At 37.4% G+C, this 24,649-nt stretch carries 28 protein-coding genes and 2 tRNA genes; 1 reads left to right on the forward strand and 29 read right to left on the reverse strand.

The features are described from left to right. Positions 1-48 precede the first annotated feature (48 nt). The 7 genes from prfB to IGJ23_RS09680 all read right to left on the reverse strand — a co-directional run bounded on the left by prfB (position 49) and on the right by IGJ23_RS09680 (position 7,672). Positions 49-1,147, reverse strand: a protein-coding gene (prfB, locus tag IGJ23_RS09650; RefSeq protein ID WP_178243920.1) for a peptide chain release factor 2 whose coding sequence is annotated in 2 segments (ribosomal slippage) — positions 49-1,074 and positions 1,076-1,147 — 1,098 coding nt in all. Because the reading frame shifts where the segments join, the coding sequence is not laid out codon by codon here. A gap of 145 nt (positions 1,148-1,292) precedes the next feature. Next, positions 1,293-3,827, reverse strand: a complete 2,535-nt coding sequence (gene secA / locus IGJ23_RS09655) for a preprotein translocase subunit SecA (RefSeq protein ID WP_063627396.1) — start codon at positions 3,825-3,827, stop codon at positions 1,293-1,295. A gap of 215 nt (positions 3,828-4,042) precedes the next feature. Continuing rightward, on the reverse strand, positions 4,043-4,603 hold the full coding sequence (hpf, locus tag IGJ23_RS09660; RefSeq protein WP_010718572.1) for a ribosome hibernation-promoting factor, HPF/YfiA family: 561 nt from the start codon (positions 4,601-4,603) through the stop codon (positions 4,043-4,045). A 133-nt stretch (positions 4,604-4,736) separates the two neighbouring features. After that, entirely contained in the window at positions 4,737-5,426 is a 690-nt protein-coding gene (locus IGJ23_RS09665) for a ComF family protein (RefSeq protein ID WP_010718573.1), read from the reverse strand. Next, positions 5,413-6,789 (reverse strand): DEAD/DEAH box helicase, encoded by a 1,377-nt coding sequence (locus IGJ23_RS09670; protein WP_438774897.1) that lies wholly within the window; start codon positions 6,787-6,789, stop codon positions 5,413-5,415. Before IGJ23_RS09670 ends, IGJ23_RS09665 begins: the two co-directional genes overlap by 14 nt. 176 nt (positions 6,790-6,965) lie before the next feature. Beyond that, positions 6,966-7,289, reverse strand: a complete 324-nt coding sequence (locus tag IGJ23_RS09675) for a PTS sugar transporter subunit IIB (protein WP_010718577.1) — start codon at positions 7,287-7,289, stop codon at positions 6,966-6,968. A gap of 95 nt (positions 7,290-7,384) precedes the next feature. Further along, positions 7,385-7,672 carry a DUF7662 domain-containing protein gene (locus tag IGJ23_RS09680; protein ID WP_010718578.1) on the reverse strand — a complete coding sequence of 96 codons (288 nt, stop codon included), beginning with the start codon at positions 7,670-7,672 and terminating at the stop codon, positions 7,385-7,387. A 128-nt stretch (positions 7,673-7,800) separates the two neighbouring features. On the opposite strand from IGJ23_RS09680, the gene IGJ23_RS09685 reads away from it, so the two are divergent. Beyond that, positions 7,801-8,448, forward strand: a complete 648-nt coding sequence (locus IGJ23_RS09685; protein WP_370566450.1) for a YigZ family protein — start codon at positions 7,801-7,803, stop codon at positions 8,446-8,448. Positions 8,449-8,545: 97 nt separating this feature from the next. On the opposite strand, the gene IGJ23_RS09690 is transcribed toward IGJ23_RS09685, so the two are convergent. From IGJ23_RS09690 to smpB, 22 genes are all read right to left on the reverse strand, one after another. Continuing rightward, positions 8,546-9,253: a GntR family transcriptional regulator gene (locus IGJ23_RS09690; RefSeq protein WP_010718580.1), complete on the reverse strand. Its 708-nt coding sequence runs from the start codon at positions 9,251-9,253 to the stop codon at positions 8,546-8,548. Positions 9,254-9,509: 256 nt separating this feature from the next. Beyond that, on the reverse strand, positions 9,510-9,680 hold the full coding sequence (locus IGJ23_RS09695) for a hypothetical protein (protein ID WP_010718581.1): 171 nt from the start codon (positions 9,678-9,680) through the stop codon (positions 9,510-9,512). A 120-nt stretch (positions 9,681-9,800) separates the two neighbouring features. Further along, positions 9,801-9,872: transfer RNA gene (locus tag IGJ23_RS09700), tRNA-Gln, on the reverse strand. A gap of 6 nt (positions 9,873-9,878) precedes the next feature. Next, positions 9,879-9,959: transfer RNA gene (locus tag IGJ23_RS09705), tRNA-Tyr, on the reverse strand. An 87-nt stretch (positions 9,960-10,046) separates the two neighbouring features. Beyond that, a complete protein-coding gene (locus IGJ23_RS09710; RefSeq protein ID WP_010718582.1) occupies positions 10,047-10,280 on the reverse strand; it encodes a DUF2969 domain-containing protein in 234 nt (77 codons plus the stop codon). An 83-nt stretch (positions 10,281-10,363) separates the two neighbouring features. Continuing rightward, positions 10,364-11,251, reverse strand: coding sequence for an ROK family protein (locus tag IGJ23_RS09715; protein WP_438775075.1), 888 nt, complete (start codon positions 11,249-11,251; stop codon positions 10,364-10,366). Between the two features lie 80 nt (positions 11,252-11,331). Continuing rightward, positions 11,332-11,829, reverse strand: a complete 498-nt coding sequence (locus tag IGJ23_RS09720; RefSeq protein ID WP_178285810.1) for a GNAT family N-acetyltransferase — start codon at positions 11,827-11,829, stop codon at positions 11,332-11,334. After that, positions 11,816-12,085: a membrane protein insertion efficiency factor YidD gene (gene yidD, locus IGJ23_RS09725; RefSeq protein WP_010718585.1), complete on the reverse strand. Its 270-nt coding sequence runs from the start codon at positions 12,083-12,085 to the stop codon at positions 11,816-11,818. The genes IGJ23_RS09720 and yidD overlap by 14 nt, the downstream gene beginning before the upstream one ends. 180 nt (positions 12,086-12,265) lie before the next feature. Beyond that, positions 12,266-12,442 carry a DNA-directed RNA polymerase subunit beta gene (locus tag IGJ23_RS09730; RefSeq protein ID WP_010718586.1) on the reverse strand — a complete coding sequence of 59 codons (177 nt, stop codon included), beginning with the start codon at positions 12,440-12,442 and terminating at the stop codon, positions 12,266-12,268. A 12-nt stretch (positions 12,443-12,454) separates the two neighbouring features. Next, the gene (murA, locus tag IGJ23_RS09735; RefSeq protein WP_010718587.1) at positions 12,455-13,756 is read right to left on the reverse strand and encodes a UDP-N-acetylglucosamine 1-carboxyvinyltransferase; all 1,302 of its coding nucleotides are present in this window, start codon (positions 13,754-13,756) and stop codon (positions 12,455-12,457) included. A 104-nt stretch (positions 13,757-13,860) separates the two neighbouring features. Then, on the reverse strand, positions 13,861-14,094 hold the full coding sequence (locus tag IGJ23_RS09740) for a DUF1146 family protein (protein WP_010718588.1): 234 nt from the start codon (positions 14,092-14,094) through the stop codon (positions 13,861-13,863). A 448-nt stretch (positions 14,095-14,542) separates the two neighbouring features. After that, a complete protein-coding gene (locus IGJ23_RS09745; protein ID WP_242697129.1) occupies positions 14,543-15,394 on the reverse strand; it encodes a hypothetical protein in 852 nt (283 codons plus the stop codon). 144 nt (positions 15,395-15,538) lie between these two features. Then, a complete protein-coding gene (locus tag IGJ23_RS09750) occupies positions 15,539-17,047 on the reverse strand; it encodes a hypothetical protein (RefSeq protein WP_256736321.1) in 1,509 nt (502 codons plus the stop codon). A gap of 218 nt (positions 17,048-17,265) precedes the next feature. Further along, positions 17,266-17,688 (reverse strand): F0F1 ATP synthase subunit epsilon, encoded by a 423-nt coding sequence (locus IGJ23_RS09755; protein ID WP_010718593.1) that lies wholly within the window; start codon positions 17,686-17,688, stop codon positions 17,266-17,268. A 13-nt stretch (positions 17,689-17,701) separates the two neighbouring features. After that, positions 17,702-19,108, reverse strand: a complete 1,407-nt coding sequence (gene atpD, locus IGJ23_RS09760; RefSeq protein ID WP_010718594.1) for a F0F1 ATP synthase subunit beta — start codon at positions 19,106-19,108, stop codon at positions 17,702-17,704. A gap of 22 nt (positions 19,109-19,130) precedes the next feature. Then, the gene (locus IGJ23_RS09765; RefSeq protein WP_010737986.1) at positions 19,131-20,033 is read right to left on the reverse strand and encodes a F0F1 ATP synthase subunit gamma; all 903 of its coding nucleotides are present in this window, start codon (positions 20,031-20,033) and stop codon (positions 19,131-19,133) included. Between the two features lie 13 nt (positions 20,034-20,046). Next, a complete protein-coding gene (gene atpA, locus IGJ23_RS09770) occupies positions 20,047-21,603 on the reverse strand; it encodes a F0F1 ATP synthase subunit alpha (RefSeq protein ID WP_010718596.1) in 1,557 nt (518 codons plus the stop codon). Between the two features lie 22 nt (positions 21,604-21,625). After that, positions 21,626-22,168 carry an ATP synthase F1 subunit delta gene (atpH, locus tag IGJ23_RS09775; protein ID WP_034699144.1) on the reverse strand — a complete coding sequence of 181 codons (543 nt, stop codon included), beginning with the start codon at positions 22,166-22,168 and terminating at the stop codon, positions 21,626-21,628. Then, entirely contained in the window at positions 22,155-22,679 is a 525-nt protein-coding gene (gene atpF, locus IGJ23_RS09780) for a F0F1 ATP synthase subunit B (protein WP_010718598.1), read from the reverse strand. Before atpF ends, atpH begins: the two co-directional genes overlap by 14 nt. Positions 22,680-22,888: 209 nt before the next feature. Next, on the reverse strand, positions 22,889-23,104 hold the full coding sequence (gene atpE / locus IGJ23_RS09785) for an ATP synthase F0 subunit C (protein WP_010718599.1): 216 nt from the start codon (positions 23,102-23,104) through the stop codon (positions 22,889-22,891). A 50-nt stretch (positions 23,105-23,154) separates the two neighbouring features. Continuing rightward, positions 23,155-23,874 carry a F0F1 ATP synthase subunit A gene (gene atpB, locus IGJ23_RS09790; RefSeq protein ID WP_010718600.1) on the reverse strand — a complete coding sequence of 240 codons (720 nt, stop codon included), beginning with the start codon at positions 23,872-23,874 and terminating at the stop codon, positions 23,155-23,157. A 300-nt stretch (positions 23,875-24,174) separates the two neighbouring features. Beyond that, positions 24,175-24,639: an SsrA-binding protein SmpB gene (gene smpB, locus IGJ23_RS09795; RefSeq protein ID WP_010718601.1), complete on the reverse strand. Its 465-nt coding sequence runs from the start codon at positions 24,637-24,639 to the stop codon at positions 24,175-24,177. Positions 24,640-24,649: the final 10 nt, after the last annotated feature.

Raw genomic sequence — 24,649 nt, forward strand, 5'->3', positions numbered from 1 at the left:
ATCTTGCTTTCAAAATCTTACAATTTTATTTCAATTAAAGTCAACTATTTAGAGGTGCATTTTTAAATATCCGTCAATAAATAAGTCTAAATCGCCATCCATTACAGCTTGAACATTACCAGTTTCTACGTTTGTCCGGTGATCTTTTACCATTGAATATGGATGGAAGACATAGGAACGAATTTGTGAACCCCAACCAATTTCTTTTTGCTCCCCACGCAATGCTGCAGCTTCTTGTTCTTTCTTTTCAACCTCAAGTTGATACAATTTCGCTTTCAACATGCTCATTGCTTGTTCTCGGTTTTTTAATTGTGAACGCTGCGCTTGACTAGCTACGACCGTTCCTGTTGGAAGATGAGTGATCCGAACGGCAGACTCTGTTTTATTGATATGTTGTCCTCCAGCACCGCTTGCTCGGTACGTATCGATCTTCAAGTCATCTGGGTTGATCGCAACATCAATCGTTTCATCTAGTTCTGGCATCACATCGACCGAACAAAACGAAGTGTGGCGCCGTTTGGCTGAATCAAATGGGGAGATCCGAACAAGACGGTGGACACCTTTTTCCGATTTTAAATAGCCATATGCATTATGCCCTTTGATCAGTAAAGTCACACTTTTTATTCCTGCTTCATCCCCTGCTTGGTAATCCAATGTTTCCACTTGGTAGCCATGTTGTTCTGCCCAACGTGTATACATGCGTAACAACATACTTCCCCAGTCTTGGGATTCTGTACCCCCTGCTCCAGGATGAAGTTCGACGATTGCATGGTTGCGATCATATGGACCATCTAAAAGCATGGCTAATTCATAAGTCTTCATTTTTTCGTCTAATAGTTGGATTCTATCTTCTGCTTCTTGTTGCATTTGTGCATCTGGTTCTTCTTGCAACATTTCTACCATTAGGGCTAACTCTTCTAATTCTTCAGCTAACGCATTGAATTGATCATACGTTTCTTTATTTGTGTTGTTTTCATTGATCACTTTTTGTGCTGCTTCGCTATCATCCCAAAAACCAGGCTCTGCCATTTTGGCTTCAGCTTCAGCGATGTCTTCTTCCAACCGATCTAAGTCAAAGAGACCTCCTGAAACTTGTGACCTTTTCTTCCATCTCAGCTAATAAGTTACGGATTTCTGAAATCTCCATAAACTTCCCTCTTTCTATCTACATTATTTTATGTTTTATTCAACCACTTTAGTTTAACAGAAACGCTTCATAACAGAAAGAAGGTGAGTCGATTCTTAATCAAAAAGAACCGATCTCACCAATCTTATCTGCTAGCTGTCAAAAATTAGTTCTCATCTTTTCCATGACAGTTTTTATATTTTTTCCCGCTACCACATGGACAAGGATCATTTCTGCCTACTTTGTTCACGTGAACCGGTTGTTTTTTGGCACTTGTGTTGCTATTTTCTTTTGCATCACCGGTAGTTGGTTGAACTGCTTCGCCGGTTGGCACTTGCTCCCGTTGAACATTTTGACGAATCTCAGCTTTCATAAAGAGACGAGTCACTTCATATTCGATCGCTCCAACCATCTCTTCAAACATCTTGTATCCTTCTGTTTGATACTCAACCAATGGATTGTTTTGTCCATATGCTCTAAGACCGATTGATTGGCGTAATTGATCCATAGCATCGATATGATCGGTCCATTTCGAATCCACTACTCGTAGAATGACTACTTTTTCAAATTCTAGTAATTGTTCAGGTCCGTTGAGCTGGTTAGCTTTCGTATTAAATACTTCTTGTGCTAACTCATTTAAATATTCTTTGATCTGTTGCGGTTCTTTCCCTTTAAGATCATCGATCGAGATACTGTCTTCATGGACTAATGTACTACCCGCAAAATCAACGATTCCTTCAAGGTTCCAGTTGTCTTTTTCTAGTTGTGTGTGCGCATCTACTACCCGACTGATCGTACGTTTGATCATATTCATCATTGGTTTAGACAAACTTGTTTCTTCCATGATGACTTCTTGACGTTGTTTGTAGATAACTTCGCGTTGTTCTCGCATTACATCATCGTATTGTAAGACATTTTTACGAGTATCGTAGTTATTTCCTTCGACACGTTTTTGTGCTGATTCCACTTGTTTTGTCAGCATCTTACTTTGGATCACTGCATCCTCTTCACCGATTTTCATGCGATCTAAGAATGCTTTTATCCGTTCAGAACCAAATCGTTTCATTAGATCATCTTCCAATGAAAGATAGAATTGAGACATCCCTGGGTCTCCTTGACGTCCAGCCCTACCACGTAATTGGTTATCGATACGACGTGATTCATGACGTTCTGTCCCGATAACAGCTAGTCCGCCTAGTTCTCTGACACCAAGTCCCAACTTGATATCTGTACCACGTCCAGCCATATTCGTTGCAATCGTCACCGCACCTTTTTGACCAGCATTCATGATGATTTCCGCTTCTTTGAAGTGGTTTTTTGCATTCAATACTTCATGTGGGATACGTTCACGATTCAACATATCAGACAATAATTCTGAAGTTTCTACTGCTACCGTTCCGACAAGAACAGGTTGTCCTTTGCGGTAACGTTCTTTGATGTCTTGCACCACCGCTTGGAACTTGCTAGTCAATGTTGGATATAACAAATCAGGTCGGTCGTCACGAATGACTGGACGATTTGTTGGGATTTGACAAACTTGAATATTATAGATTTCCCGAAACTCTTCTTCTTCTGTTTTTGCTGTACCAGTCATACCTGACAGTTTCTTATACATTCGGAAATAGTTCTGGAACGTGATTGTCGCCATCGTTTTCGTTTCGTCTTCGATCTCTACGCCTTCTTTTGCTTCAATCGCCTGATGTAATCCATCAGAGTAGCGGCGTCCATCCATGATACGACCAGTAAATTGGTCAACGATCAAGACTTTTCCATCTTGGACCACATAATCAATATCCAAGATCATGATATAGTTGGCACGCAATGCTTGATCCAGATGGTGGGTTAAGGCAGTATTTTCGATATCATATAGATTTTCTAAGCCAAATGTTTCTTCGGCTTTCTCGATCCCTGCTTCAGTCAAGCTGATTGTTTTTGATTGTACATCGATTTTATAATCTTCTTCTTCTTTCAAACGTTTCACAAAATTATCTGTTCTTGTATATAAAGCTGTTGATTTTTCAGCTTGACCTGAAATAATCAACGGTGTTCTTGCTTCATCGATCAAGATCGAATCGACTTCATCGACAATCGCATAATTCAATGGTCTTTGAACCATTTGATGACGATAAACGACCATGTTGTCTCTTAGATAGTCGAAGCCTAATTCATTATTGGTACTATAGGTAATATCACAATTGTAAGCATCTCGTTTTTCGTCCGCTGATTTTGAATTGATATTCAAGCCAACTGTTAAACCTAAAAAGTTATATAATTCGCCCATTTCAGAGGAGTCACGAGTAGCCAGGTATTCATTGACAGTAACGACGTGAACGCCTTCTCCCGTCAATGCATTCAAATAAACCGGCATTGTCGCTGTTAGAGTTTTCCCTTCACCAGTACGCATCTCTGGGATATTTCCATCGTGAAGAACGATCCCCCCCATCAATTGTACATGGTAAGGATAAAGTCCCAACACTCGTTTGGCAGCTTCACGAACTACCGCAAAGGCTTCCGGTAATAATTGATCTAAAGTTTCCCCATTTTGATAGCGAGCTTTAAACTCAGCTGTTTTTGCTTGTAATTGTTCATCTGTTAATGCTGCCATTTCGTCAGCATGATCTTCTACTTTTTTAGCAATACGATCTAAACGTTTTAGTTCTTTTTTATCATTTTCGATAATCGAACGAATAAAATTGGCCATGCGTTGTATAATCTCCTTTTTACATATATTATCCAGATTATGTAGATTCTAGTTTCTATTTTATCATTAGTTCTAGATAATTGAAATATCTTAACACAATTAATGTAATATATTCACAATTAATTCACAATTTCTGACGTAGACAAAAAAGAAGCTGTGGCAAACCGTGAAGGGTTTGCCACAAGCTTTTTACTACTTTTTCTAATTGTTATTTATCAGTCGGTTTCAATCAAACCGTATTTGCCATCTTTACGACGGTAAACGATACTTGTACCATTGGTTTCTGCATCTTCAAAAATAAAGAAATTATGACCAAGCATGTTCATTTGTAGAACAGCCTCTTCACTGTCCATTGGTTTCAGTGATAAACGTTTCGTACGGACAATGTCTAATTCAGAATCATTTTCATGATCGGCATCGTCAGCTTCGTTATTGAATAATACCGCTGCATCGGCTGTGTTCATACCGGTTTCGCGAGATTTACGGTTAATTTTTGTTTTGAATTTGCGGATTTGTCGTTCCAATTTGTCAACTACCAAATCAATACTTGCATAAAGATCAGGTGATGTTTCTTCGGCACGCAATACAAGATAAGGTAATGGAATAGTTACTTCCACTTTCGCTGTTTTTTCAGTATAAACTTTTAAATTTACATGTGCTGTAGCATCGGGTGCATCACTGAAATAGCGTTCAAGTTTTCCTACTTTTTTCTCAACGTAGTCACGAATCGCTTCAGTTACTTCGATATTTTCACCGCGTACATTGTATCTAAACATAAAAATTACCCCTTTCGTCTACCACAATCAAGAAGGAGAAGGACCACTCTTTCCCTCTTCTTACTACCATTATATCGAACTCTAATCCATTTGCAAACTAAATCGCTATCAAGGACATTCGTTTTTCATTTATTTATCGAGCTAGCGAAAAGGTGCGGATTTTTTCAGGAGCATGTGGCAATAAACAAGAAGCAGCATGGAAAAGGGTTTGCCCCGTCGTATAGACATCGTCTACCAACAATACTTTTTTCCCTTTGATGATCGTTGGAACAACAGCTAATTTGAAAGGTTGGGTAGTTTTTAAACGTTCCTGACGTGTTTTTTGGGATTGTGGAAGTGAATGATCAGAGCGAGTCAGCAGTTGACTATAAGGTATTTTAGCTACTCTCAACATTTCAATGACCTGATTAAACCCACGTTCTTTTAAACGTGCAGTGGCTAGTGGGATTGGACAGATTTGATAATCGCTAAATTCTTGTTGTATTATTTGCAACTGTTTAGCAAATGTACCTGCCAGTCGGACATCTCCCATAAATTTATAGCGCTTTAACCATTCTTTGAAGGCTGAATCATAGTAAAAACAAGCATGATGACTGAAATCATAATTGGGATAGGCGTTTTTCCAGGCAATACAATCTTCACAATACGTAATATCACCAGGCAGTTCTTTCTGGCAAGTTCGACAGCTTTGCTGTTTATTTATCGGACGAAACAAATTTGAACAGTCCTCACAAATCTGAGGAAGAATCTTTCCCAACCCAAGAATCTCGCTGATTTTCAAATTTCGGATGACTTGTTTTTGACAATAACTACAACGATTCATGTGTTTTTTTTCCTCTAGGCTCACTATTTTTCATAGCAAGCTGCTTTTTTCCCTGACGATTCATTTCTTTGATCTCACGACAGGCTAATTTGATAGCTTTTGTCAGTTCTTCATAGAAAAAATAGACTTGGCTATTGGTAAAATCTCCCTTTCGATCGGCTCGACCAGCGATTTGTACAAGGGAAGATTTAGTAAAAACACGGTGATCAGCGCCTAAGACGATCACTGACACATTTGCAAATGTTACCCCACGTTCCAAAATCATTGTAGTAAGTAACACATCATATTGTTGCTTTCTCATTTGCTGAACTTTTTCTAAACGGTTTGGATCTTTTGCGGATGCATCGGTAATACGGTACATGGGTAAACAACGCTTTAACAGTGAGGCTAATCGATTCATCAAGTCAATCGACGGACAAAATAATAAGACATGATTTTGTTGGAGCAGCATGTTTAGACACTTCAAAAGTGGTCGAAGTTTTTTTTCTTTCAAACAGTTATTCGGCCAGTCATTCCAAAAAAACAAATGTGGTTCAGGCAATAACCGTTGATGGAAGCGAAGTGGCAATTGATGGATCAAAAAGGTTGAACGGATTTTTTTCAGTAGCTGCTCATTAGGTGTCGCACTTAAATAGATAAATGTTCCTTTTGGTTTAATTGCAGTTTCAACAGCATAAGCTAACCCAGGATCTCCTGCAAAAGGGAACGCATCCACCTCATCGACGACTAACAGATCAAACGCCTGATAAAAACGATACAGCTGATGCGTAGTCGCAATCACGAATGGACTAAAGCGATAGGCTTCTTTCTTTTTTCCATGAAGCAGGACAATGTCTTCTTCTGGAAAAACGCCACAAAAACGCAGGTAAAGTTCGTTACACACATCAACCCTAGGTGAAACTAATGCGACTCGTCCACCTTTTTCTAACGTTTTTATGACCTTTTCATAAAGCATCTCAGTCTTTCCCGCTCCTGTCACAGCCCAAATCATGTGCTGTTTTCCCGAGACATCAGTGACCAAGTTCGTAGAAATCGCTTGTTGAGTTGGCGTTAACTTTCCTGTCCAAGTAAAACAGACATTTCTTTTCGGCAACTCAGGTTGTTCAAATAAAAATAATTCTTGTGTGTTGTCACAACGACCTAAAAAAAGACAAACAGGACAAAAGAAGATCGGTTGATTTTTCTCTATTTTACCTATTTTTGTTCGCTTGTTGCACCGATTACATTTTAGCCAATTCCCTTGTAAATGAATGGCGGCTAGTTTCTGATAGCGAATCTGTTCAAAACGATCATCGAACCATTCTAACAAGTCTCTCGTAAGTAATCGTCTACCATATAAACTGCATAAACTACTTTTTTTCATCTAATCCCCTAAAAGAAGATACGCTACATCAGTCCATTCTTCAAAAAATTTGAGAATAAATGGTTATTTGAAACGGTTGGTATAAAAAATAAGTCAAAAAATCCAGCGAATAGGCGCCCTATTCGCTGGATTTTTCGGCTTGTTTCCGATATGAACATCTTAGTATGCTCTGTCCTTTATTTGTTTTCAATTAAATGGATGGCTTGTTGTAATACTTTTTCGCCATTCATCAACCCATAATCTGCCATATTGATAATATCTAATGGGATTCCTTTTGGCTCTAGACGTTTTTCAAAATCAGCTTTCATGAAGCGGACTTGTGGACCCAACAGCAAAACATCAACTTCTTTAGAAGCTAGCTGGTTATCGGCATCAGAAGCTGATACGGCAAAAATATCCGTATCAATTCCTTGTTCTTCAGCAGCTTTTTGCATTTTTGTTACAAGTAAACTGGTACTCATCCCAGCAGAACATACGAGCATGATTGTTTTTTTAGTCATTTTACTCTCTCCATTCTTTTAACTTTTGCAAACGATTTCTTTTTTGCTTGTGTGATTATTATACAAAAAAGCAAGATAATGTCAACGTTTTCTTATCAGTCGAATAGCCAACTCGATTTAACTAATTGATTGAACACAACATATTCTTTTTTTAAATTGATCACCACAACCTCGTAGCCAGCATTGATCCAGCCATATGCTCCTTTTTCTGGGTGCTTATAATCATTTGCCCACCAATCAGTGCTTTGTCTAGCTGATTTAGGGAGCCCATAACTTGGAAAAAGAAGTTCGTCGATCTGTGTAAATGTTAAAGTAACCTGTGATCCCCCGTTATTTTTTAAATATTGGGTGATGGCGTCATATTTTTTTATGCGTTCTTTCATCCCCATCTCACCTTTCTTTCTTCTATTATCCCATAGACTCTCTTCATTACTCAAGTATTATAAGTGTTGAAACTAAAGGAATAATTCATTATACTTTGACTATTATCAACTACTTGTAAGGAGGAAGCATCACGCTGAATAGTTATAGAACCATCCAAGCAGACGGTCAAGCAGAAATCGAAGTCAAAAAATCTCGTTTTATTTGCTCTATGAAACGAATTGAAACGGAAGCAGAAGCTAAAGCGTTTATTCAGGCAATGAAAAAAGAGCATTGGAAAGCAAACCATAACTGTAGTGCTTTCGTTCTCGGTGAAAAAAATGAAATTCAACGCAGTAGTGATGACGGTGAGCCTAGTGGTACGGCAGGTGTCCCAATGCTGGAAGTACTAAAAAAAAATGAATTGATCAATGTGGTCGCTGTCGTCACACGCTATTTTGGTGGGACAAAATTGGGTACCGGTGGTTTGATTCGTGCCTATACACAGGCTGTTTCTCACGCACTAATTGAAATCGGGATCGTTGAAGGAACACAACAGCAAGAAATAGCTGTCCATATCACCTATCCGCAATTAGGTAAATTAGAAAATATGCTTGAGTTGAAACATATTCCTATAAAAGAAACGATCTACACAGACAAAGTCACGGTTCACTGCTTGATTATAGAAACAGAAGTTACGGCATTTAAAACAGCAGTCGTTGAATTATTGAATGGACAGGTGGAATTTACAGATGGTCCAATTTCCTATCATGAACAACTGGTAGAAGCTAACCAGTAATCACTCTATCCGCTGATCTCGAAATCAAAAAAGAAAGAGCCTAGGACAAAACTTGTCTCAGGCTCTTCTTTATTTGGACTGTTTCGTGTCTCTCTCTTTATTTCTCTAAATAAAATTCAAAACGATTTCCTACATATTGCGTACGAACATATTCAAATGGGGTACCGTCATCAAAATAAGAAGTTTGGCGTAAACGTAACACAGCATCTCCTTTTTTTACTTCTAAATATTCTGCAATTTTTTCTGAAGCAAGAATGGCTGTGATTGTTTGATTAGCTGCCCCGATCTTATGCCCACTTTTCTCTTCGAGTACCCGATAAAGAGAATTGGTAATTTCAGATTTACTATAGTCTGCAATAATCTTTTGCGGGATACTGGCTACTTCAAAACAGATTGGTATATCATCAGCATAACGAATTCGTTCCATACGAAGAATCGTTTCGTCTTTTTCCAGTTGCAGCTTCTCCATTTCACTAGAACTTGGGGAAGTTAAAAAATAAGAGATTGTCCGACTAGAGGGTACTCGATTCTGTGATTCCATAATTTCAGTAAAACTGGTCGCACCAGACATCTTTTCTTGGACTTTTTCTCTTGCTACATATGTACCTGAGCCAATTTTTCTTTCCAAAATCCCTTCATCAGCCAGGTTTTGAATGGCTTGACGCAAAGTCATTCGACTAACATTGAATTTCACTGCCAATTCTCTTTCAGAAGGAAGGCGATCACCGATTTTCCAAATACCTTGTTCGATTTCACTTTTGATCTGATCATGGATTTGTATATAGACTGGTAGTTGATTCGACATAACGTATATCCGCCCTTTCATTTCCTTTATTATAACTGGTATATACCTGGTTCACAACTGAAAAGGAAAAAGTTTCTTTTGCTCGACTAATTGTCGATTAATCATTTGCCAACCCGATTATTTTATCCAAAAGTTTATGTAAGTAAATGTGTGTCCTTCCTCTTTAATCCAAGTGGAAGGATTGAAAATCATTTTGTAAAATAACAAAATCTCCAAAAGACAGCAAAATCACTGTTTTTTAGAGATTGTGTTATTCTTAACGGTTTTTTGAAAGCCATTTTTTTGTGTGATTGGTTGGACGCTTTGATTTCACTTGTATCGCTTTTTCTGATTTTTTCGGTAACCGGACTTCTACCTGATACTTTTCCGACTTAATCAAATCATAGATTTTCTCTGCGGTCTCATCTACTTTTTCTTTCCACTTCATTTTACTGCCCCCTTTTTTTGATCTATCTACTATTCACTCTAGCCTATTTCTTGATAATCTTCAAGAAACAAGCTGTTTTCACACAAAAAAAGAGTGATCTTAATAGATCACTCCGTACTACTGGGGTAGCTGGATTCGAACCAACGCATGAGGGAGTCAAAGTCCCTTGCCTTACCGCTTGGCTATACCCCAATGAAATGGAGGAGAGTGGATTCGAACCACTGAACCCTAAGGAACGGATTTACAGTCCGTCGCGTTTAGCCACTTCGCTACTCCTCCGAAAGGTTTGTATCAACCTGACTTAGTTATAATACCTAATTTTCCAGATTTTTGCAACCCCTTATTGAAAATTTTTTTGATATTTTTTTATTCGTGTAGATTCCAGTGACGAATAACTGTTTCTATCGCGTTTTCAAGACTCTTTTCTTTCCCAAAATCTTCTTCACCAAAAAAAATTTCAAATTCTTTTGGTCCATAAGCCAAAATTTCCCCAATCATTTTTTTACCAATAAATAACTGAGTCACATCATAAGTTGTTCCTTTGATTTGTTTTTTGACTTCTTCGATACGTACTTCAATATCTTTATTTTTTTTTGACATCTTTTTCCACCTCCATGATAGTTTATCATATTCAATCATGGAATGCCTACCATATGTCTAAAAGTTTTGTTCAACGCTATGCATCATTGAACTAAACCTTCATGTTGAGCGGTGAAATTGGCAGCTGCTCCAATCAAGTTTGCATCATTTCGATAATCACATAATAAAATTTTAGGATCAAAGTCATTTAGTTCTAAATCTGTAGTTAATTGTTTCATTCGTTGATTGATTTCTGTTAATAACCCTGCTTTTGCAGAGATCCCCCCACCAATCACGATGACTTCAGGATCAATCGAAAATTGGATACTAAACAAACCTTTTGTTAAATAATTATAAAAATTATCTACCTCTTCTTTTGCTAGTTCATCCCCTTGTTCTGCTCGTTCAAAGACTTCTTTTCCGCTATAAGTCGTACGTGAAACTCCCAAACGGTCACAGTAACGCCAAGCCATTTGAACTGCTGTACCAAGCTTACTAAATGTTTGATTGCCTTCTAAGAACATCAAGCCAAATTCTCCCCCGTACAAATGAGCGCCTTTATTTAGTTGTCCTTGGGTAAAGATTGCCCCACCTACTCCAGTCCCAAGTACAACAAATGCTACATGTTGATATTCTTTCGCTGCGCCTTCATAATACTCAGCCATTCCAGCACAATTAGCATCATTTTCGATCGTCACTGGTAAATGGAAGAGTTCTTCCAGTTCATGAAAAATATTGAATCCGTGGATATAAGGAATGGCACTAATCCCTTCAATCAGCTGTTTCTCCTGATTCACTACTCCAGGTGCGCTGATTGCTACGCCTTCAATCGCCTTCTGTTTTACAAACGTTTGGAATACCTGTTTTAAATGCGCTTTCATTTCTTCCCATGTCTTAGGAGTCGGAAATTGGCTGGTGTCTTCAAGCGCTTGTCCATTCCAATAGCCATATTTTACTGCGGAACCACCAAAATCAAAAACTAAAATACCCATCATTTATTTGTCTCCTTTTCTCATACTGTTTTTATTTTAAGTCAAGCCACAGTATTTTGAAAGCCTTTTTATGGATGAGTTCAAATTTTCTTTGCTAGAGTTACTTGATCTCGTAAACGTTGGCCATTTTCATAGATTGGCTGTTTATAATTTTTGACAAAATAATCTTTTTCTCTAGAAATTTCCAGGAAGCCGATTTTTTTATACAGTTGTAAAGCTGCTGATGACGTACTCCCCGTCCGAATAATGACTTGTTGTTGAGTGGTTTTTAACTTTTTCATTTCTTTTAGTGTATGGGTAAGCAACGCGTAGCCGATTCCTTGACCTTGAACTTTTGGAGCTACAGCTAAATTCATTATTTCAAACACTAATTTATTTGTGAGAAAAACGATCACTCCCTGAATGTCGTTTTCTGCTTTCCATATAAAACCAGCCCCTTGATCAATGTATCGTTGGACGTTTTCCTCTTCAGGATCTGCATCCAACAATAATGACCAAGGTAAAGTTGATTGATCTAGTGTGACGATACTTTTTTCTCCAGAATGCTCGGTCTTACCTGACTGTTTACTTTTCATCATAATTAGGCATCTCTTTATCTTTCTTATTACGTGTCAATTGACAATTTAAAGGCACGTAATCGATTCCGCCCTTTACGAATGGATGGCAACGCAAAATGCGTGCTGTCCCCATCAGCGTTCCTTTAAATGCACCGTGTACTTGAATCGCACGTATCATATAGTTTGAACAAGTAGGATAGTACCGACAGCTAGGTGGGAAAGCAGGAGAAATAAACCGTTGATAAAAACGGACAATAGCCACTAAGATTTTTTTCATCTCATCACCTCATTATTAAAGCTTTGCTCCTCATTCTCCTATTCATGACAAACGACTGTTCAAAGGAGCAATAATCTGCCAAACAGTGGAATGACTCACAATAAAAAAGGACTTCTCAAAAGCGAAAATTCGTTTTAAGAAATCCTTTGTTTGCTTACACTATCATTTTCACACAACTCTTTATCTGAAAAAATCTTGGATGTGCAGCCACAAACTTGGTTGAAAAACCTTAAACGGATTTCCACCACCGATAACCCCGTATCCAATCATTGTTCCAGCTATAAATAAAAGAATCAGTAATAGTATGACAACTAAAATCTTCACCAATGTGATTAAAATATACCGTTGGCTACTCATTTTATCACGTCCTTAAACAGTGACTTGAGCTGTTTTATCAGCGGGCGTTTGATCGATTGCCACACGTTCCACATCTGCACCTAAGTTTTGCAATTTAATATGGAATTGATAATAACCACGATCTAAGTATTTAAGATTGCGAACGCGTGTTATGCCATTTGCTTTTAAACCAGCAAGTACTAATGCTGCAGCAGCTCGTAAATCTGTTGCATAAACTTCAGCACCTTGTAATTCATGATTCCCGTCCATAATCGCTACGTTTCCATCAATCTTCACATGGGCGTTCATACGGCGCATTTCTTCTAAATGTTGGAAGCGATTCTCAAAAACTGTTTCAGTCACCATGCTCGTTCCCTCAGCGACTAACTGAATAGCAGTCATTTGGGCTTGCATGTCTGTCGGAAAACCAGGATGAGGCATTGTTTTGACGTCAGTTGGTAAAATATGTTTTGGACCAACAACTCGAATGCCGCCTTCTTCTTCAGTGATCGTTGCACCCATTTCAATTAATTTAGAAATCAACGGACGATTATGTTCTGAGATTGCATCTGCGATCAAGACATTTCCTTCAGTCATCGCTGCTGCTACCATAAAGGTACCTGCTTCGATCCGGTCTTGAACAATTGCGTGTTTCACTGCATGCAGATGATCGACTCCTTCGATACGCATCGTTTCCGTACCAGCACCATAGATATTTGCGCCCATTTTATTTAAAATATTTGCAAGATCTACAATTTCAGGTTCTCGAGCGACGTTTTCGATGATCGTTGTTCCTTTAGCTTTTACTGCTGCCATCATGATATTTTGAGTGGCTCCAACACTTGGAAAATCTAAATAGATCGTGTTACCGATCAATTCATCCGCAATAGCTTCGATGTAGCCATTTTTTTGAATGATTTTCGCACCCAATGCTTGGAATCCTTTAAGATGTAAATCAATTGGACGTTTCCCAATCGCACATCCCCCTGGCATGGCAACTTTTGCATGACCATTTCTAGCAAGTAATGGTCCCATTACAACGATAGAAGCACGCATTTGACTCACATATTCATATGGCGCTTCGATTTCTAATTGTCTTGACGCATCAAGCGTTACTTGATTATTGTCTTCATCAAACACTACATCTACGTTTAAATGACGAATCACTTGATTCATAGTGAAGACGTCAGAAAGAATTGGAACGTTGTCTAAAACGGTTGTTCCTTCTTCAGCCAACAAACTAGCAGCTAAAATAGGTAGAACAGCATTTTTAGCTCCTTCGATTTTTACTGTTCCATTCAATTGTTTGCCACCTTTGACGATGATCTCTTCCATGTTGTTCCCCCCAAAAAATTCCAATGAGCTATAAAGGCTCAAAATCTTTTCTATTATATCATTTCTTTTATTAAAATAGTACCTTTTTTTATAGTACCTTTTTTTTACTGCAGGCTAACGAAAAGATTTCGACACAATGCAATAATTTCTAAGAAGAAATTACTGGCAGTATATCCTAAAAAAATAGAGAAGAATACAATCGCCATTCGAATTTGCGTATCATGCATTTTTTTAAAAAACATCTCAATTCGCAGTGACCGCAACGACCAAAAAGCCAGATAAATAAAAGCTAAATGACTCACGATTCGAATAATTGCATCAATTCCGTATACTTGCATAGTGACGTCCCTTCAAAATTATACTTTTTTTAATAACTAACAAAATGATGATACCATAAATTGGAAAAATAGAGAAATTATTGGTTGTAAAAAGATGGAATTTGTTGGCTAAACGAGACGAGAATTTTCAAGAACTTTACATTCAAATGATGACTCTGTTTCAATACCTTATTTTTATAAACTATTTTAACTACTATTTCACATGCTTTTTTGATGAAAGTTGTTCCTTATTTGCTTATGTACTCATATCATTATAATAGAATTTACCATTGATAATTAAACGATTATTTAATATAAATATATGCCCTCTCTTATAGTGTAGGAACAAAAAATCCTTTGTTTAATTTCTTGATGATCGTACAATCAAGTCTATTTCTTTTTTTGCCATCTTCTTTGCTTGTACTTTAAGGTCAGCTAAGTTATTTGTTATTGTTTCATTTAAATTCTTTTATCTACATATTCGTTGGTTGATTGTTTCTGGCTTCACTTGATTTTCTTTAAAGGATGGTTGTTCTGCTACTTTTAGCTCAAATAATTTATTTTTTATTTCATTTAGATACTTTTGTCTACATATTCGTTGGTTGATTGTTTCTGGTTTCACTTGATTCTTTTGAAAGGGTGGTTGTTCATTCAACGTTTGCCAACTTTTTGGTTTATAACTTTCCCATTCATTTGGAGATGTTTTCCAAGGTGCAGGCACTTCATATCCATCTTCAAAAAAATGTACCTTTCCTTCAAAATCTTTCCAATTGCGAAAGAGATAGCGAATTTCTTTAGGAGTGAAAGCCTTTTTATCTTTTTTTTCTATAATACGTTTCATATCTAAACCATCAATACAATAATAAATGGTTACATTTTCATTATCTCTTGCACTGTCTAATCCAATTTTACAACCTCTAACAATCAGCTGTCCTGTATATTTGCAATTTTTCTTACATAGATGTTCTATATTTTTTTCCGTAGCTTCATGTAGCCCAGGATTAAAATTGATTACTTTATTTTTTTCAGTATCTTGTGTGCGTTGAAAATAGTAAGACCATAAAGGCCACCAATCTTTAAATGGTGAAATATATTTTTTCCAATTTATTGAAAAATCTTTTAAGTATTCAAGATTCATCGGATTTTTTGGGTGATCATATGTAATCGATGAAAAATGATTATTGTACTCTCTGATATCACAGGGACCTTGTCCTTCAGTATCACTTGAATAGAATCCTTTTTTTCTAATTTTTTCAATCTGTTTCTGTAAGTTTTCCGCTTTTAGTGATAAGCCATAAAATAGAATTATTTCCTGTTTCATCGTTCATTTTCCTTCCCATAAGTTTATTTATTTTTAGTTTTCAAGGTAAATAATAGCAGCAATAATCGTCCTCCTTTGAACTTTTTTCTTTTGTCCTAGTCCGATTTAACAAAAAAAATAGTCATACTACGAAAATTAAAACACTCAACGTTCTTCCATAGCGGGAGATTGATTGTTTCTAATCGGCTGTTTTTTTAACTGAGTTCTCTGATCCATAATTGTCTTGTTTTTTTGTTCTGCTGTTTCAAACTCAGCTTTTCTAGCGAGATTTAATTTTATTCGTTCCTTCAAATAAGCAATGTTTTGATCAGTACTAGTATTAAAAAATTGATTTGTTTGATCAGTAGGAATCGATTTATCTTGTATTATTGCATCATAAAATGGCTTTTGGATTTTCTCATTTGGCTGCGGGTGAAACTTATAAATTGGTGGGAGATATTGCTGATAATTTAACTGCCATGTTCGCTTGATGACATCAATTTGGCTACATGGTATTTTCTTTGATATTTCATTTATGTTTATTACGCCGTATTTATCTATCTGTTCTTTTAATTCAGCATCCAGCCTTGACAATTTATATTGCATTGGCATAGTCCATTCAGAATATGTCAAAAGAATCCTATCTATTGAAGTTTCCTTCTGAGAACCATTCAGATGAGATGCGTGTGCTTGTTTTAGGAGAACTTTTAAGTGATTCTTAGCTAAAATTGTAATATCATTGTTGTTCAATCGTACCATTTGTCTAATATTTTCAAATGATAAATTTTTCCTTCCGTGAAATACTTCCGTTAATAATTGCCGTGCTTTTTCTTCAGACTCTACTTTTATTTTATTATTCTCAGCAGTTACATCTATATTATTCTCAATTAAAATGTTTTTTACAGTTTGACAACTCATCTCATGTTTTTTAGCTAATTGCAAAAAAAATAGTTTATGTCTTTGCTCCAACAAACACTTCACTGATTCAACAAGGGCTTGTTCCTTTTTACTTTGAGTGCTTGTCTGCCCATTCTCCAATGGTTGTTGTGTTGAACACCTGAACTCGCTATTACTTTCTATTGGCACGTTTGTATCTTGTACAAATTCCTTAGTTTCATATAAAGACTCTTGGGCTTTGGTAGACAGCGTTGTTGATTGGGAAGTGTTTCTGATCCCCAACATTTCTTCTATTTCTAGTAACCGTTCGACATCTAATGAGTACTCCAAATGATTTTCCAGTTCGTTCTCTGGAGCAACTTTTTGTTTCTTATATGGGGGAACTTGTACTTTGTTATTCTGTTCTGACACTGCATGACTATCTTGGTTTTGTGTCATTTTCAGTTCATTTTCGTTAATAATGTTTTGCAACGTTCTCTTTCTTTGAATTGTTTCCGATCGCGAGTGTTGTTGCTCAGCAAGATTACCTGTATTATTTTCCGATAGAGGTGGACCAAAATGATGTCTGTTAGATGGAAACTCCTCTTTTTCTTGTTTTTCTGATTCAAGGCTCTTCTTTAAAAGATAGTCCCTAAATTCTTGTAATTGTTTATGTAACGAAACTGTTTGATCATCCGTAAGATTGCCTACTATTTCTGAGTAAGATAGCGATTTTTGTTGCGTATGTGTTTCTTCTTTTGTGTCTTCTGTGGAAAACCGTTGAACCTTTTTCGGCATTATGATACCTCCTTTTTTACTGCAATTAGTTTACCATAGTATCATAATGATGAAAGTTCCATATTTTTATGTAACAAAGAAGTAATTGTTCTTTACTTTTTATGTTTAGAATATAACTACCAATAAAAAAACGATAAAAAAAATCCAAAATTCTAAGGAATCTCCTTAAGAATCTTGGATTTTTTAAGGCCTACTTGTTAGGTCCTCATTCGTTGCTTTTAAGAATGTTTTGAAACCTTGATTCGGTTGATCGCACGATGCAAAGCAACTGTCGCACGTTTCAATTCATTCGTATCTTCTTTTTCTTTTGCTTCTGCGATTTGTCGCTCAGCACGTTGTTTGGCTCTTTCTGCCCGAGAAACGTCAATATCTCTTTCACGTTCTGCACTATCGGCAACGATTGAAACAACATTGTCACGAACTTCCATGATTCCGCCATTGACAGCAATCCAATCGACGTGGGTATCTGAGTCTGTTCTCTTCACACGGACTTCATCAATTGTTAATGGAACGATGATCGGCGCATGTTTAGGTAAAATACCAAGTTCCCCCGCTGTAGTACGTGCTACTACGATCGCTGCATGGTGATCATAGACCAAACCGTCAGGAGTCACCACATTCACAGTTAAATATTGATCCATGGGGCACCCCTTTCTAGTAGCCTAGCTTTTTCGCTTTTTCTACGACGTCTTCTATTCTACCAACACTTCGGAATGCTTCTTCAGGAAGATCATCGTATTTACCTTCTAAGATTTCACGGAAACCTTTGACTGTTTCTTCAACTGGTACATAAGAACCAGGAAGACCTGTAAATTGTTCCGCTACGTTAAAGTTTTGTGACAAGAAGAATTGCACTCTACGTGCACGTGAAACTAAAACTTTTTCTTGATCAGATAATTCATCCATCCCTAAGATCGCAATGATATCTTGTAATTCACGGTAACGTTGTAAGACATGTTGGACTTCAGTCGCTACTTTATAATGTTCTTCACCAACGATTTCAGGTGCCAAAGCACTTGAAGATGAAGCCAATGGGTCCACGGCTGGATAGATCCCTTGTTCTGTCAATTTACGCTCTAAGTTTGTTGTAGCATCTAAGTGGGCAAATGCTGTTGCTGGCGCTGGGTCAGTATAGTCATCGGCTGGTACATAGATTGCTTGGATCGAAGTGATCGAACCTTTTTTCGTTGATGTGATACGTTCTTGTAATTGACCCATTTCAGTTGCTAACGTTGGTTGGTAACCAACGGCAGAAGGCATACGACCTAAAAGGGCAGATACTTCTGAACCAGCTTGAGTGAAACGGAAAATATTATCAATAAACAATAGCACGTCTTGACCTTCTACATCACGGAAGTATTCAGCGATCGTCAGACCAGTCAAAGCTACCCGCATCCGAGCACCTGGTGGTTCGTTCATTTGTCCGAACACCATCGCTGTTTTTTCGATAACGCCTGAATCTTTCATTTCATAGTAAAGGTCATTTCCTTCACGAGTACGTTCCCCAACACCGGTAAATACAGAAATACCACCATGTTCTTGGGCAATATTATGGATCAATTCTTGGATCAATACCGTTTTACCTACACCGGCACCACCGAATAATCCAACTTTCCCACCTTTTAAGTAAGGTGCTAACAAATCGATAACTTTGATCCCAGTTTCAAGGATCTCCGTACTAGTACTTAATTCATCAAAGCTTGGTGCTTTTTTATGAATCTCACTACGTTCTGCATCTTCTGGGAAAGATGATCCTAAATCGATCGTATCTCCTAAAACGTTGAATACACGTCCTAGTGTATCTTTCCCTACTGGAACAGAAATGGCTTTACCAGTATCGATAACTTCCATACCACGTTGTAAACCATCTGTTGATTCCATGGCAATGGTACGGATCACTCCGTCCCCTAATTCTAATGCTGTTTCAAGAACAACTTTTGATTTTTTCTCATCATTTTTATAAACAACTAATGCGTTGTTGATATCTGGTAAGGATTGGTCTAAAGAAAATTCCACGTCGACAACGGGACCGATTACTTGAACAATCTTGCCTGAACTCATCTTTTTTCCTCCAATCTCAATACTATTCTAGCGCCGAAGCTCCGGCAACAATTTCGGTAATTTCTTGGGTAATAGCCCCTTGTCTTGCACGGTTATAAGATACCGTCAAATCATCAATGATCGTTGCAGCATTATCCGTTGCTGTCTTCATGGCAGTCATGCCGGCAGCGTGTTCTGCTGTCTTCGCATCAACGATTGCACCATAGATTAAGCTTTCCGCATATTGAGGCAATAACTGCGCCAAGATTTCTTCTTTTGAAGGTTCAAAAATGTATTCTTGGTCAAAAGTAGTTGCTTCTTCTGGATCTAAATCTGAAATTGGCAGCATTTTTTCTACACGAAATTGGCTAGTTAGTGAATTGATATGATGATTGTAGCATACGTACAATTCATCAAATACTTCATTTTGATACATCGTTGTTGCCATACCTACGATTTTACGCACTTCATCAAAACTTGGTTGGTCCGATAAATTACGTAATTCGTAAGCCAAATTAATTCCTCTAGCTTTGAAGAAATCTGCACCTGTACCTCCGATTGCGATCATCACATAATCGTCAGGAGATTTATGGTCTTCTTCTAAAATAGACATTGTTTGCTTTAAAATCGAACTGTTATAGCCACCAACTAAACCACCATCAGCGGTAATCACGATATACCCCGTTTTCTTTACCGGACGGCTGATTAACATACTATTGTAATTGATATCTCCACGAGGATTATCAGAAGCAATATCATTTAGTTGAGTAGCTGTCAAATGAGTGACGATTTCTCTGACTTTATTTGCATAAATCTGAAACTTCTGAGAAGAAGCTTCAGATTTTGTCAGTTTAGAAGCGGACACCATTTGCATTGCTCGAGTGATTTGACTCGTTTTCTTCGTTGAAGCAATCCGAGTCTTGATTTCATTTAATGAAGCGCCCATTCATCTCACCTCACTATGCATTTTGAATGGATTTCAATTTGTCTTCTGTTGAAGAAGTGTTTCCTTTTGTCGCTAAGAAAATATCTTTGTATTCTTGGATCGCTTGATTCAATCGTTCTTCTTCTGGAAGATCTTTCGTTGTACGGATCGTTTCAAAGATATCTGCATGATTCGTATCTAGATATTCAAATAATTCATGTTCAAAATCTAAGATGCTGTCAACTGGAATACTATCTAAGAATCCATGTGTCAAAGCATATAAGATAACTACTTGTTTTTCAACAGCTAGTGGTGCATGAAGTTTTTGTTTCAAGATCTCAACTGTACGACGTCCACGATTCAATTTCGCTTGAGTCGCAGCATCTAAATCAGAACCAAATTGGGTAAATGCTTCTAATTCACGGTAACTTGCTAAGTCAAGACGTAATGTTCCTGCCACTTTTTTCATTGCTTTGATTTGAGCAGAACCACCTACACGGGAAACGGATAACCCAGCATCAACGGCTGGACGAGTTCCAGCGTAGAACAAGTCACTTTCTAAGAAGATTTGTCCGTCAGTGATTGAAATAACGTTTGTTGGAATATAAGCAGAGATATCTCCAGCTTGTGTTTCAACAAATGGTAAAGCAGTCATTGAACCGCCACCTAAATCATCACTTAGTTTTGCCGCACGTTCTAGTAAACGTGAGTGCAAGTAGAAAACATCCCCTGGATAAGCTTCACGACCTGGAGGACGGCGTAATAGCAATGAAAGTTCACGATAAGCAACAGCTTGTTTTGATAAGTCATCAAAGATAATCAATACATGTTTGCCGTTGTACATGAATTCTTCACCCATTGCAGTTCCTGCATAAGGCGCAATATAAAGTAATGGCGCAGGTTGTGATGCACCCGCATTGACTACGATCGTGTAATCCATTGCTCCATATTTTTTCAAAGTTTCTACTTGTGTACGCACAGTAGAATCCTTTTGACCGATCGCCACATAGATACAGATCATATCTTGACCTTTTTGGTTAAGGATCGTATCGATTGCGATAGATGTTTTACCCGTTTTACGGTCACCAATAACTAATTCACGTTGGCCACGTCCGATTGGAACTAAAGCATCGATGGCTTTTAGACCTGTTTGCATTGGTTCATTGACAGATTTACGTTGCATAACGCCTGGTGCCATTGCTTCGACTGGACGAGCTTTATCTGTAACGATTTCTCCTAACCCATCGATTGGTTGACCTAGCGGATTAACGACACGTCCGATTAAGGCGTCCCCAACTGGAACTTCCATGATTTTACCTGTTCGTTTTACTTTGTCTCCTTCACGAATGGATTCGAAATCACCAAGGATAATGATACCTACATCATTTGATTCTAAGTTTTGCGCCATTCCGTATGAGCCGTTTGAAAATTCAAGCAACTCACCACTCATCGCATTTTCTAAACCGTGTGCACGAGCAATCCCGTCACCGACATAAGTCACGGTACCGATTTCTTCGACTGAAAGCACGTTTTGATAATTTTCAATTTGTTCTTTGATCAAGGCACTAATTTCTTCTGCTTTGATAGCCATTCGATTCACCTACCTCTTTGTACTATCTATTTAATTGATTACGCATTTTTTCTAATTGCGTGCGAATGCTTCCGTCGATCACTCGATGGTTGGCTTCAACAATTGCCCCACCAATAATAGAAGAATCAACGATTTGCTTCAATTCAACTGTTTGATAGTCCATTGTTTTTGCAACATTCATTTCTAGTTTTTGTAATTGTTCATCAGAAAGTGGTACTGCTGTTTTTACACTACCTAAAAGTAGTCCTTTGTAATCGTTGTAGCGATGTTCGTATTCATCGATCATAAACGATAATTCAGACATCCGATTATAACTATAGACCACTTCTAAAAAGTTTTTCACGATACCGTCAAACCCACTGACAAGTTTATCCATAATGATTCGTTTTTCGTGAGGTTCTAAGCGGACGTCACTAAGTACGTTGCCTAATCCAGGTACTTCACTATAGATTTGGCGTAAGCTTAGTAATTCTTGGTAAATTTCTTCTGCGCTATTTGAATCGATCGCCAGTTCAAATAGTGCTTTACCGTAGCGTCTGCCGACAGTATATTTATCTAGTTTCATTTGAAGAACCTAGACCTTCGATATATTGATTGATTAAAGATTCATGCATTTCTGGAGACAATTCTTTGTTCAAGATTTTAGCCGCGATTTGAAGAGAAAGATCTGCTACATCATCTTTTACAGAGTTTAAAGCTGTATCACGTTCTAACATGATATCAGTTTGCGCTTTGCTTTTTAGACGTGCAACTTCTTCTTGCGTTTCCTTCAAAATATTTTGACGGCTTAATTCTCCACTTTCTTTCGCATTTTTAATGATATCAGCTGCATCAGAGCGAGACGCTAACAATTGTTGTTCGCGTTCTTGTTCCATTTTTGCTGAATTGATGCGAGATTTTTCGGCAGAATCTAAATCATTGGCGATCTTATCTTCACGTTTTTTCAAAATATCGCTGATTGGTCCCCAAGCAAAATGTTTCAATAGAAACATTAGTATCAAAAATGAGCCGCTGACAACGATGATATTACCTAACATCGGATTACCAACTTCTGCAATTGCCAATTGATTCAGCATAGGCTAGCCTTCCTTTCTTTAAGGTGTATCTCATGGATGATGAAGGAATCCTGACTTCAATGATTGAAACAGCCTCCTCAACGCCTTTTGTTCTAGTATTATGATGAAACAACTCAATTATTTTGAAAATAATCAGGTTGTTTTTTTTCAGTTTTTGACAATTAAAAGAGGATTAGTGACAGTAGTCCTATCCTCAAACAGTTAATTGATTAAACAGCAAAGACTAGAATCAAGGCAATAACCACACCTAGAATAGGAACAGCTTCAACTAAGGCTACCCCGATGAACATTGTTGTACGTAATTGACCAGACATTTCAGGTTGGCGTGCCATTGATTCGATTGTTTTAGAGATTACTTGACCATTACCATAACCAGCTCCGATAGCTGCTCCCATGATTGCGATTGCTGCTGCGATATAATTCATAATTTATTTCCTCCTAAATATAGATAAATAGTAGTTTGTTAAAAACGATGTTACTCTTCTACTTCAATCTTATGGCTCATATATACCATCGATAAAGTGACAAAGACAAATGCTTGGATGCTTCCGATAAACAATGAGAATGCGATCCAGACCATCTCTAAAGGAATTGCTAACGGTAATGAGAACCAACCTAAATTATTCATCATATTGGCAATCAAGGTAAGTAAAACTTCCCCCGCGTAGATATTCCCGTAAAGACGCAAAGCAAGTGTTAATAGGTTCGTAAATTCTTCGATCAGCTTCATTGGAAACATGAAACTATATGGTTTCAAGAACGAATTTACAAAATACCCTTTAAATCCAAGCTTTTTCACCCCGAATAAATGAGTAAGTGTGATCATTATAAATGCCAAAGTTAAAGTAACAAACGGGTCTGCTGTCGGACTTTTCCAAAGTGTTGTTTCGCTAGGTAAGACGATTTTCGTTATTAAACCTATATTATTTGCCACGAAGACAAACAAGAACAATGTAAAAGCCAACAAATGAAAATTATTCAATTCTTTTCTAGGCAGATTATCTGTTACGATCCCTCGGGTAAAGTCAATGACCCATTCCAGCGCATTTTGTTTCCCCGTTGGTTTCATCTTAAGATTTCTTGTAAAGAAGTAAACTAAGAAGAAGACAATCAAACAGGTCAATAACACCATCATACAAACAGTACCATCAAACCAAACCGGTCCAATATGGAACGTTAGCGAGCGTTCATCCAATCCATTTCACCTCTTTTCCCTGAATTTCACATAAAATCAAATTCATGTGTACATCTGGTTTTTCTAAATCGTTTTCTAACCAAACGGTATCATACCACCATGAAACAGAAAATTCAAAACATTTTCATGAAAATCAGACAATTTTTTATTTCAGTCAAAAAAGTTTGCTTTTTCCTAGAAATCATCGTGGCGTTTTACAAGAAAAAACCTGTGATATCATGCTTTATCAGATTAAATGCTAACAAATTTTATCATTAAGTAAACCTAAAAGCACCGAATATGCGAAAAAGGATAATGAAATTATCTAGAGAAATTTTTTAATGTTCGATCAATTTGACGATCCACATCTTTTCGTTTTAGATCTTCTCGCTTGTCATAAGATTTCTTCCCTTTCGCAAGACCAATCAAAACTTTGGCATACCCATCACGAATATATACTTTTAAGGGTACGATCGTGACCCCGGTATTTTTTGTTTCAGTCTCTAGCCGTGAAATCTGTTTTTTGTGTAATAGTAACTTTCTTGTTCGTAACGGATCATGGTTAAAAATATTGCCTTGTTCATAGGGACTGATATGAACATTATGCAAAAATGCTTCACCGTTTCGAATACGGACAAATCCATCTTTCAAATTGATTCGGCTGTTTCGGATCGATTTGATTTCTGTTCCTTGCAGCACCATTCCTGCTTCCATCGTATCGATAATCGAATAATCATGGCGAGCCTTTTTATTTTGGGCGATTAACTTTCCGTCGCCTTTTGGCATATGACATTCC

This window comes from Enterococcus sp. DIV1682a, from assembly GCF_051711005.1.
Taxonomy (GTDB): domain Bacteria; phylum Bacillota; class Bacilli; order Lactobacillales; family Enterococcaceae; genus Enterococcus_B; species Enterococcus_B hirae.

Coding starts and splice junctions, on each gene's coding strand:
- secA (WP_063627396.1), bottom strand. CDS start 3,827: ATGGCCAATTTTATTCGTTCGATTATCGAAAATGATAAAAAAGAACTA.
- hpf (WP_010718572.1), bottom strand. CDS start 4,603: ATGTTTAGATACAATGTACGCGGTGAAAATATCGAAGTAACTGAAGCG.
- IGJ23_RS09665 (WP_010718573.1), bottom strand. CDS start 5,426: ATGAATCGTTGTAGTTATTGTCAAAAACAAGTCATCCGAAATTTGAAA.
- IGJ23_RS09670 (WP_438774897.1), bottom strand. CDS start 6,789: ATGAAAAAAAGTAGTTTATGCAGTTTATATGGTAGACGATTACTTACG.
- IGJ23_RS09675 (WP_010718577.1), bottom strand. CDS start 7,289: ATGACTAAAAAAACAATCATGCTCGTATGTTCTGCTGGGATGAGTACC.
- IGJ23_RS09680 (WP_010718578.1), bottom strand. CDS start 7,672: ATGAAAGAACGCATAAAAAAATATGACGCCATCACCCAATATTTAAAA.
- IGJ23_RS09690 (WP_010718580.1), bottom strand. CDS start 9,253: ATGTCGAATCAACTACCAGTCTATATACAAATCCATGATCAGATCAAA.
- IGJ23_RS09695 (WP_010718581.1), bottom strand. CDS start 9,680: ATGAAGTGGAAAGAAAAAGTAGATGAGACCGCAGAGAAAATCTATGAT.
- IGJ23_RS09710 (WP_010718582.1), bottom strand. CDS start 10,280: ATGTCAAAAAAAAATAAAGATATTGAAGTACGTATCGAAGAAGTCAAA.
- IGJ23_RS09715 (WP_438775075.1), bottom strand. CDS start 11,251: ATGGGTATTTTAGTTTTTGATTTTGGTGGTTCCGCAGTAAAATATGGC.
- IGJ23_RS09720 (WP_178285810.1), bottom strand. CDS start 11,829: ATGATGAAAAGTAAACAGTCAGGTAAGACCGAGCATTCTGGAGAAAAA.
- yidD (WP_010718585.1), bottom strand. CDS start 12,085: ATGAAAAAAATCTTAGTGGCTATTGTCCGTTTTTATCAACGGTTTATT.
- IGJ23_RS09730 (WP_010718586.1), bottom strand. CDS start 12,442: ATGAGTAGCCAACGGTATATTTTAATCACATTGGTGAAGATTTTAGTT.
- murA (WP_010718587.1), bottom strand. CDS start 13,756: ATGGAAGAGATCATCGTCAAAGGTGGCAAACAATTGAATGGAACAGTA.
- IGJ23_RS09740 (WP_010718588.1), bottom strand. CDS start 14,094: ATGCAAGTATACGGAATTGATGCAATTATTCGAATCGTGAGTCATTTA.
- IGJ23_RS09745 (WP_242697129.1), bottom strand. CDS start 15,394: ATGAAACAGGAAATAATTCTATTTTATGGCTTATCACTAAAAGCGGAA.
- IGJ23_RS09750 (WP_256736321.1), bottom strand. CDS start 17,047: ATGCCGAAAAAGGTTCAACGGTTTTCCACAGAAGACACAAAAGAAGAA.
- IGJ23_RS09755 (WP_010718593.1), bottom strand. CDS start 17,688: ATGGATCAATATTTAACTGTGAATGTGGTGACTCCTGACGGTTTGGTC.
- atpD (WP_010718594.1), bottom strand. CDS start 19,108: ATGAGTTCAGGCAAGATTGTTCAAGTAATCGGTCCCGTTGTCGACGTG.
- IGJ23_RS09765 (WP_010737986.1), bottom strand. CDS start 20,033: ATGGGCGCTTCATTAAATGAAATCAAGACTCGGATTGCTTCAACGAAG.
- atpA (WP_010718596.1), bottom strand. CDS start 21,603: ATGGCTATCAAAGCAGAAGAAATTAGTGCCTTGATCAAAGAACAAATT.
- atpH (WP_034699144.1), bottom strand. CDS start 22,168: ATGAAACTAGATAAATATACTGTCGGCAGACGCTACGGTAAAGCACTA.
- atpF (WP_010718598.1), bottom strand. CDS start 22,679: ATGCTGAATCAATTGGCAATTGCAGAAGTTGGTAATCCGATGTTAGGT.
- atpE (WP_010718599.1), bottom strand. CDS start 23,104: ATGAATTATATCGCAGCAGCAATCGCAATCATGGGAGCAGCTATCGGA.
- smpB (WP_010718601.1), bottom strand. CDS start 24,639: ATGCCAAAAGGCGACGGAAAGTTAATCGCCCAAAATAAAAAGGCTCGC.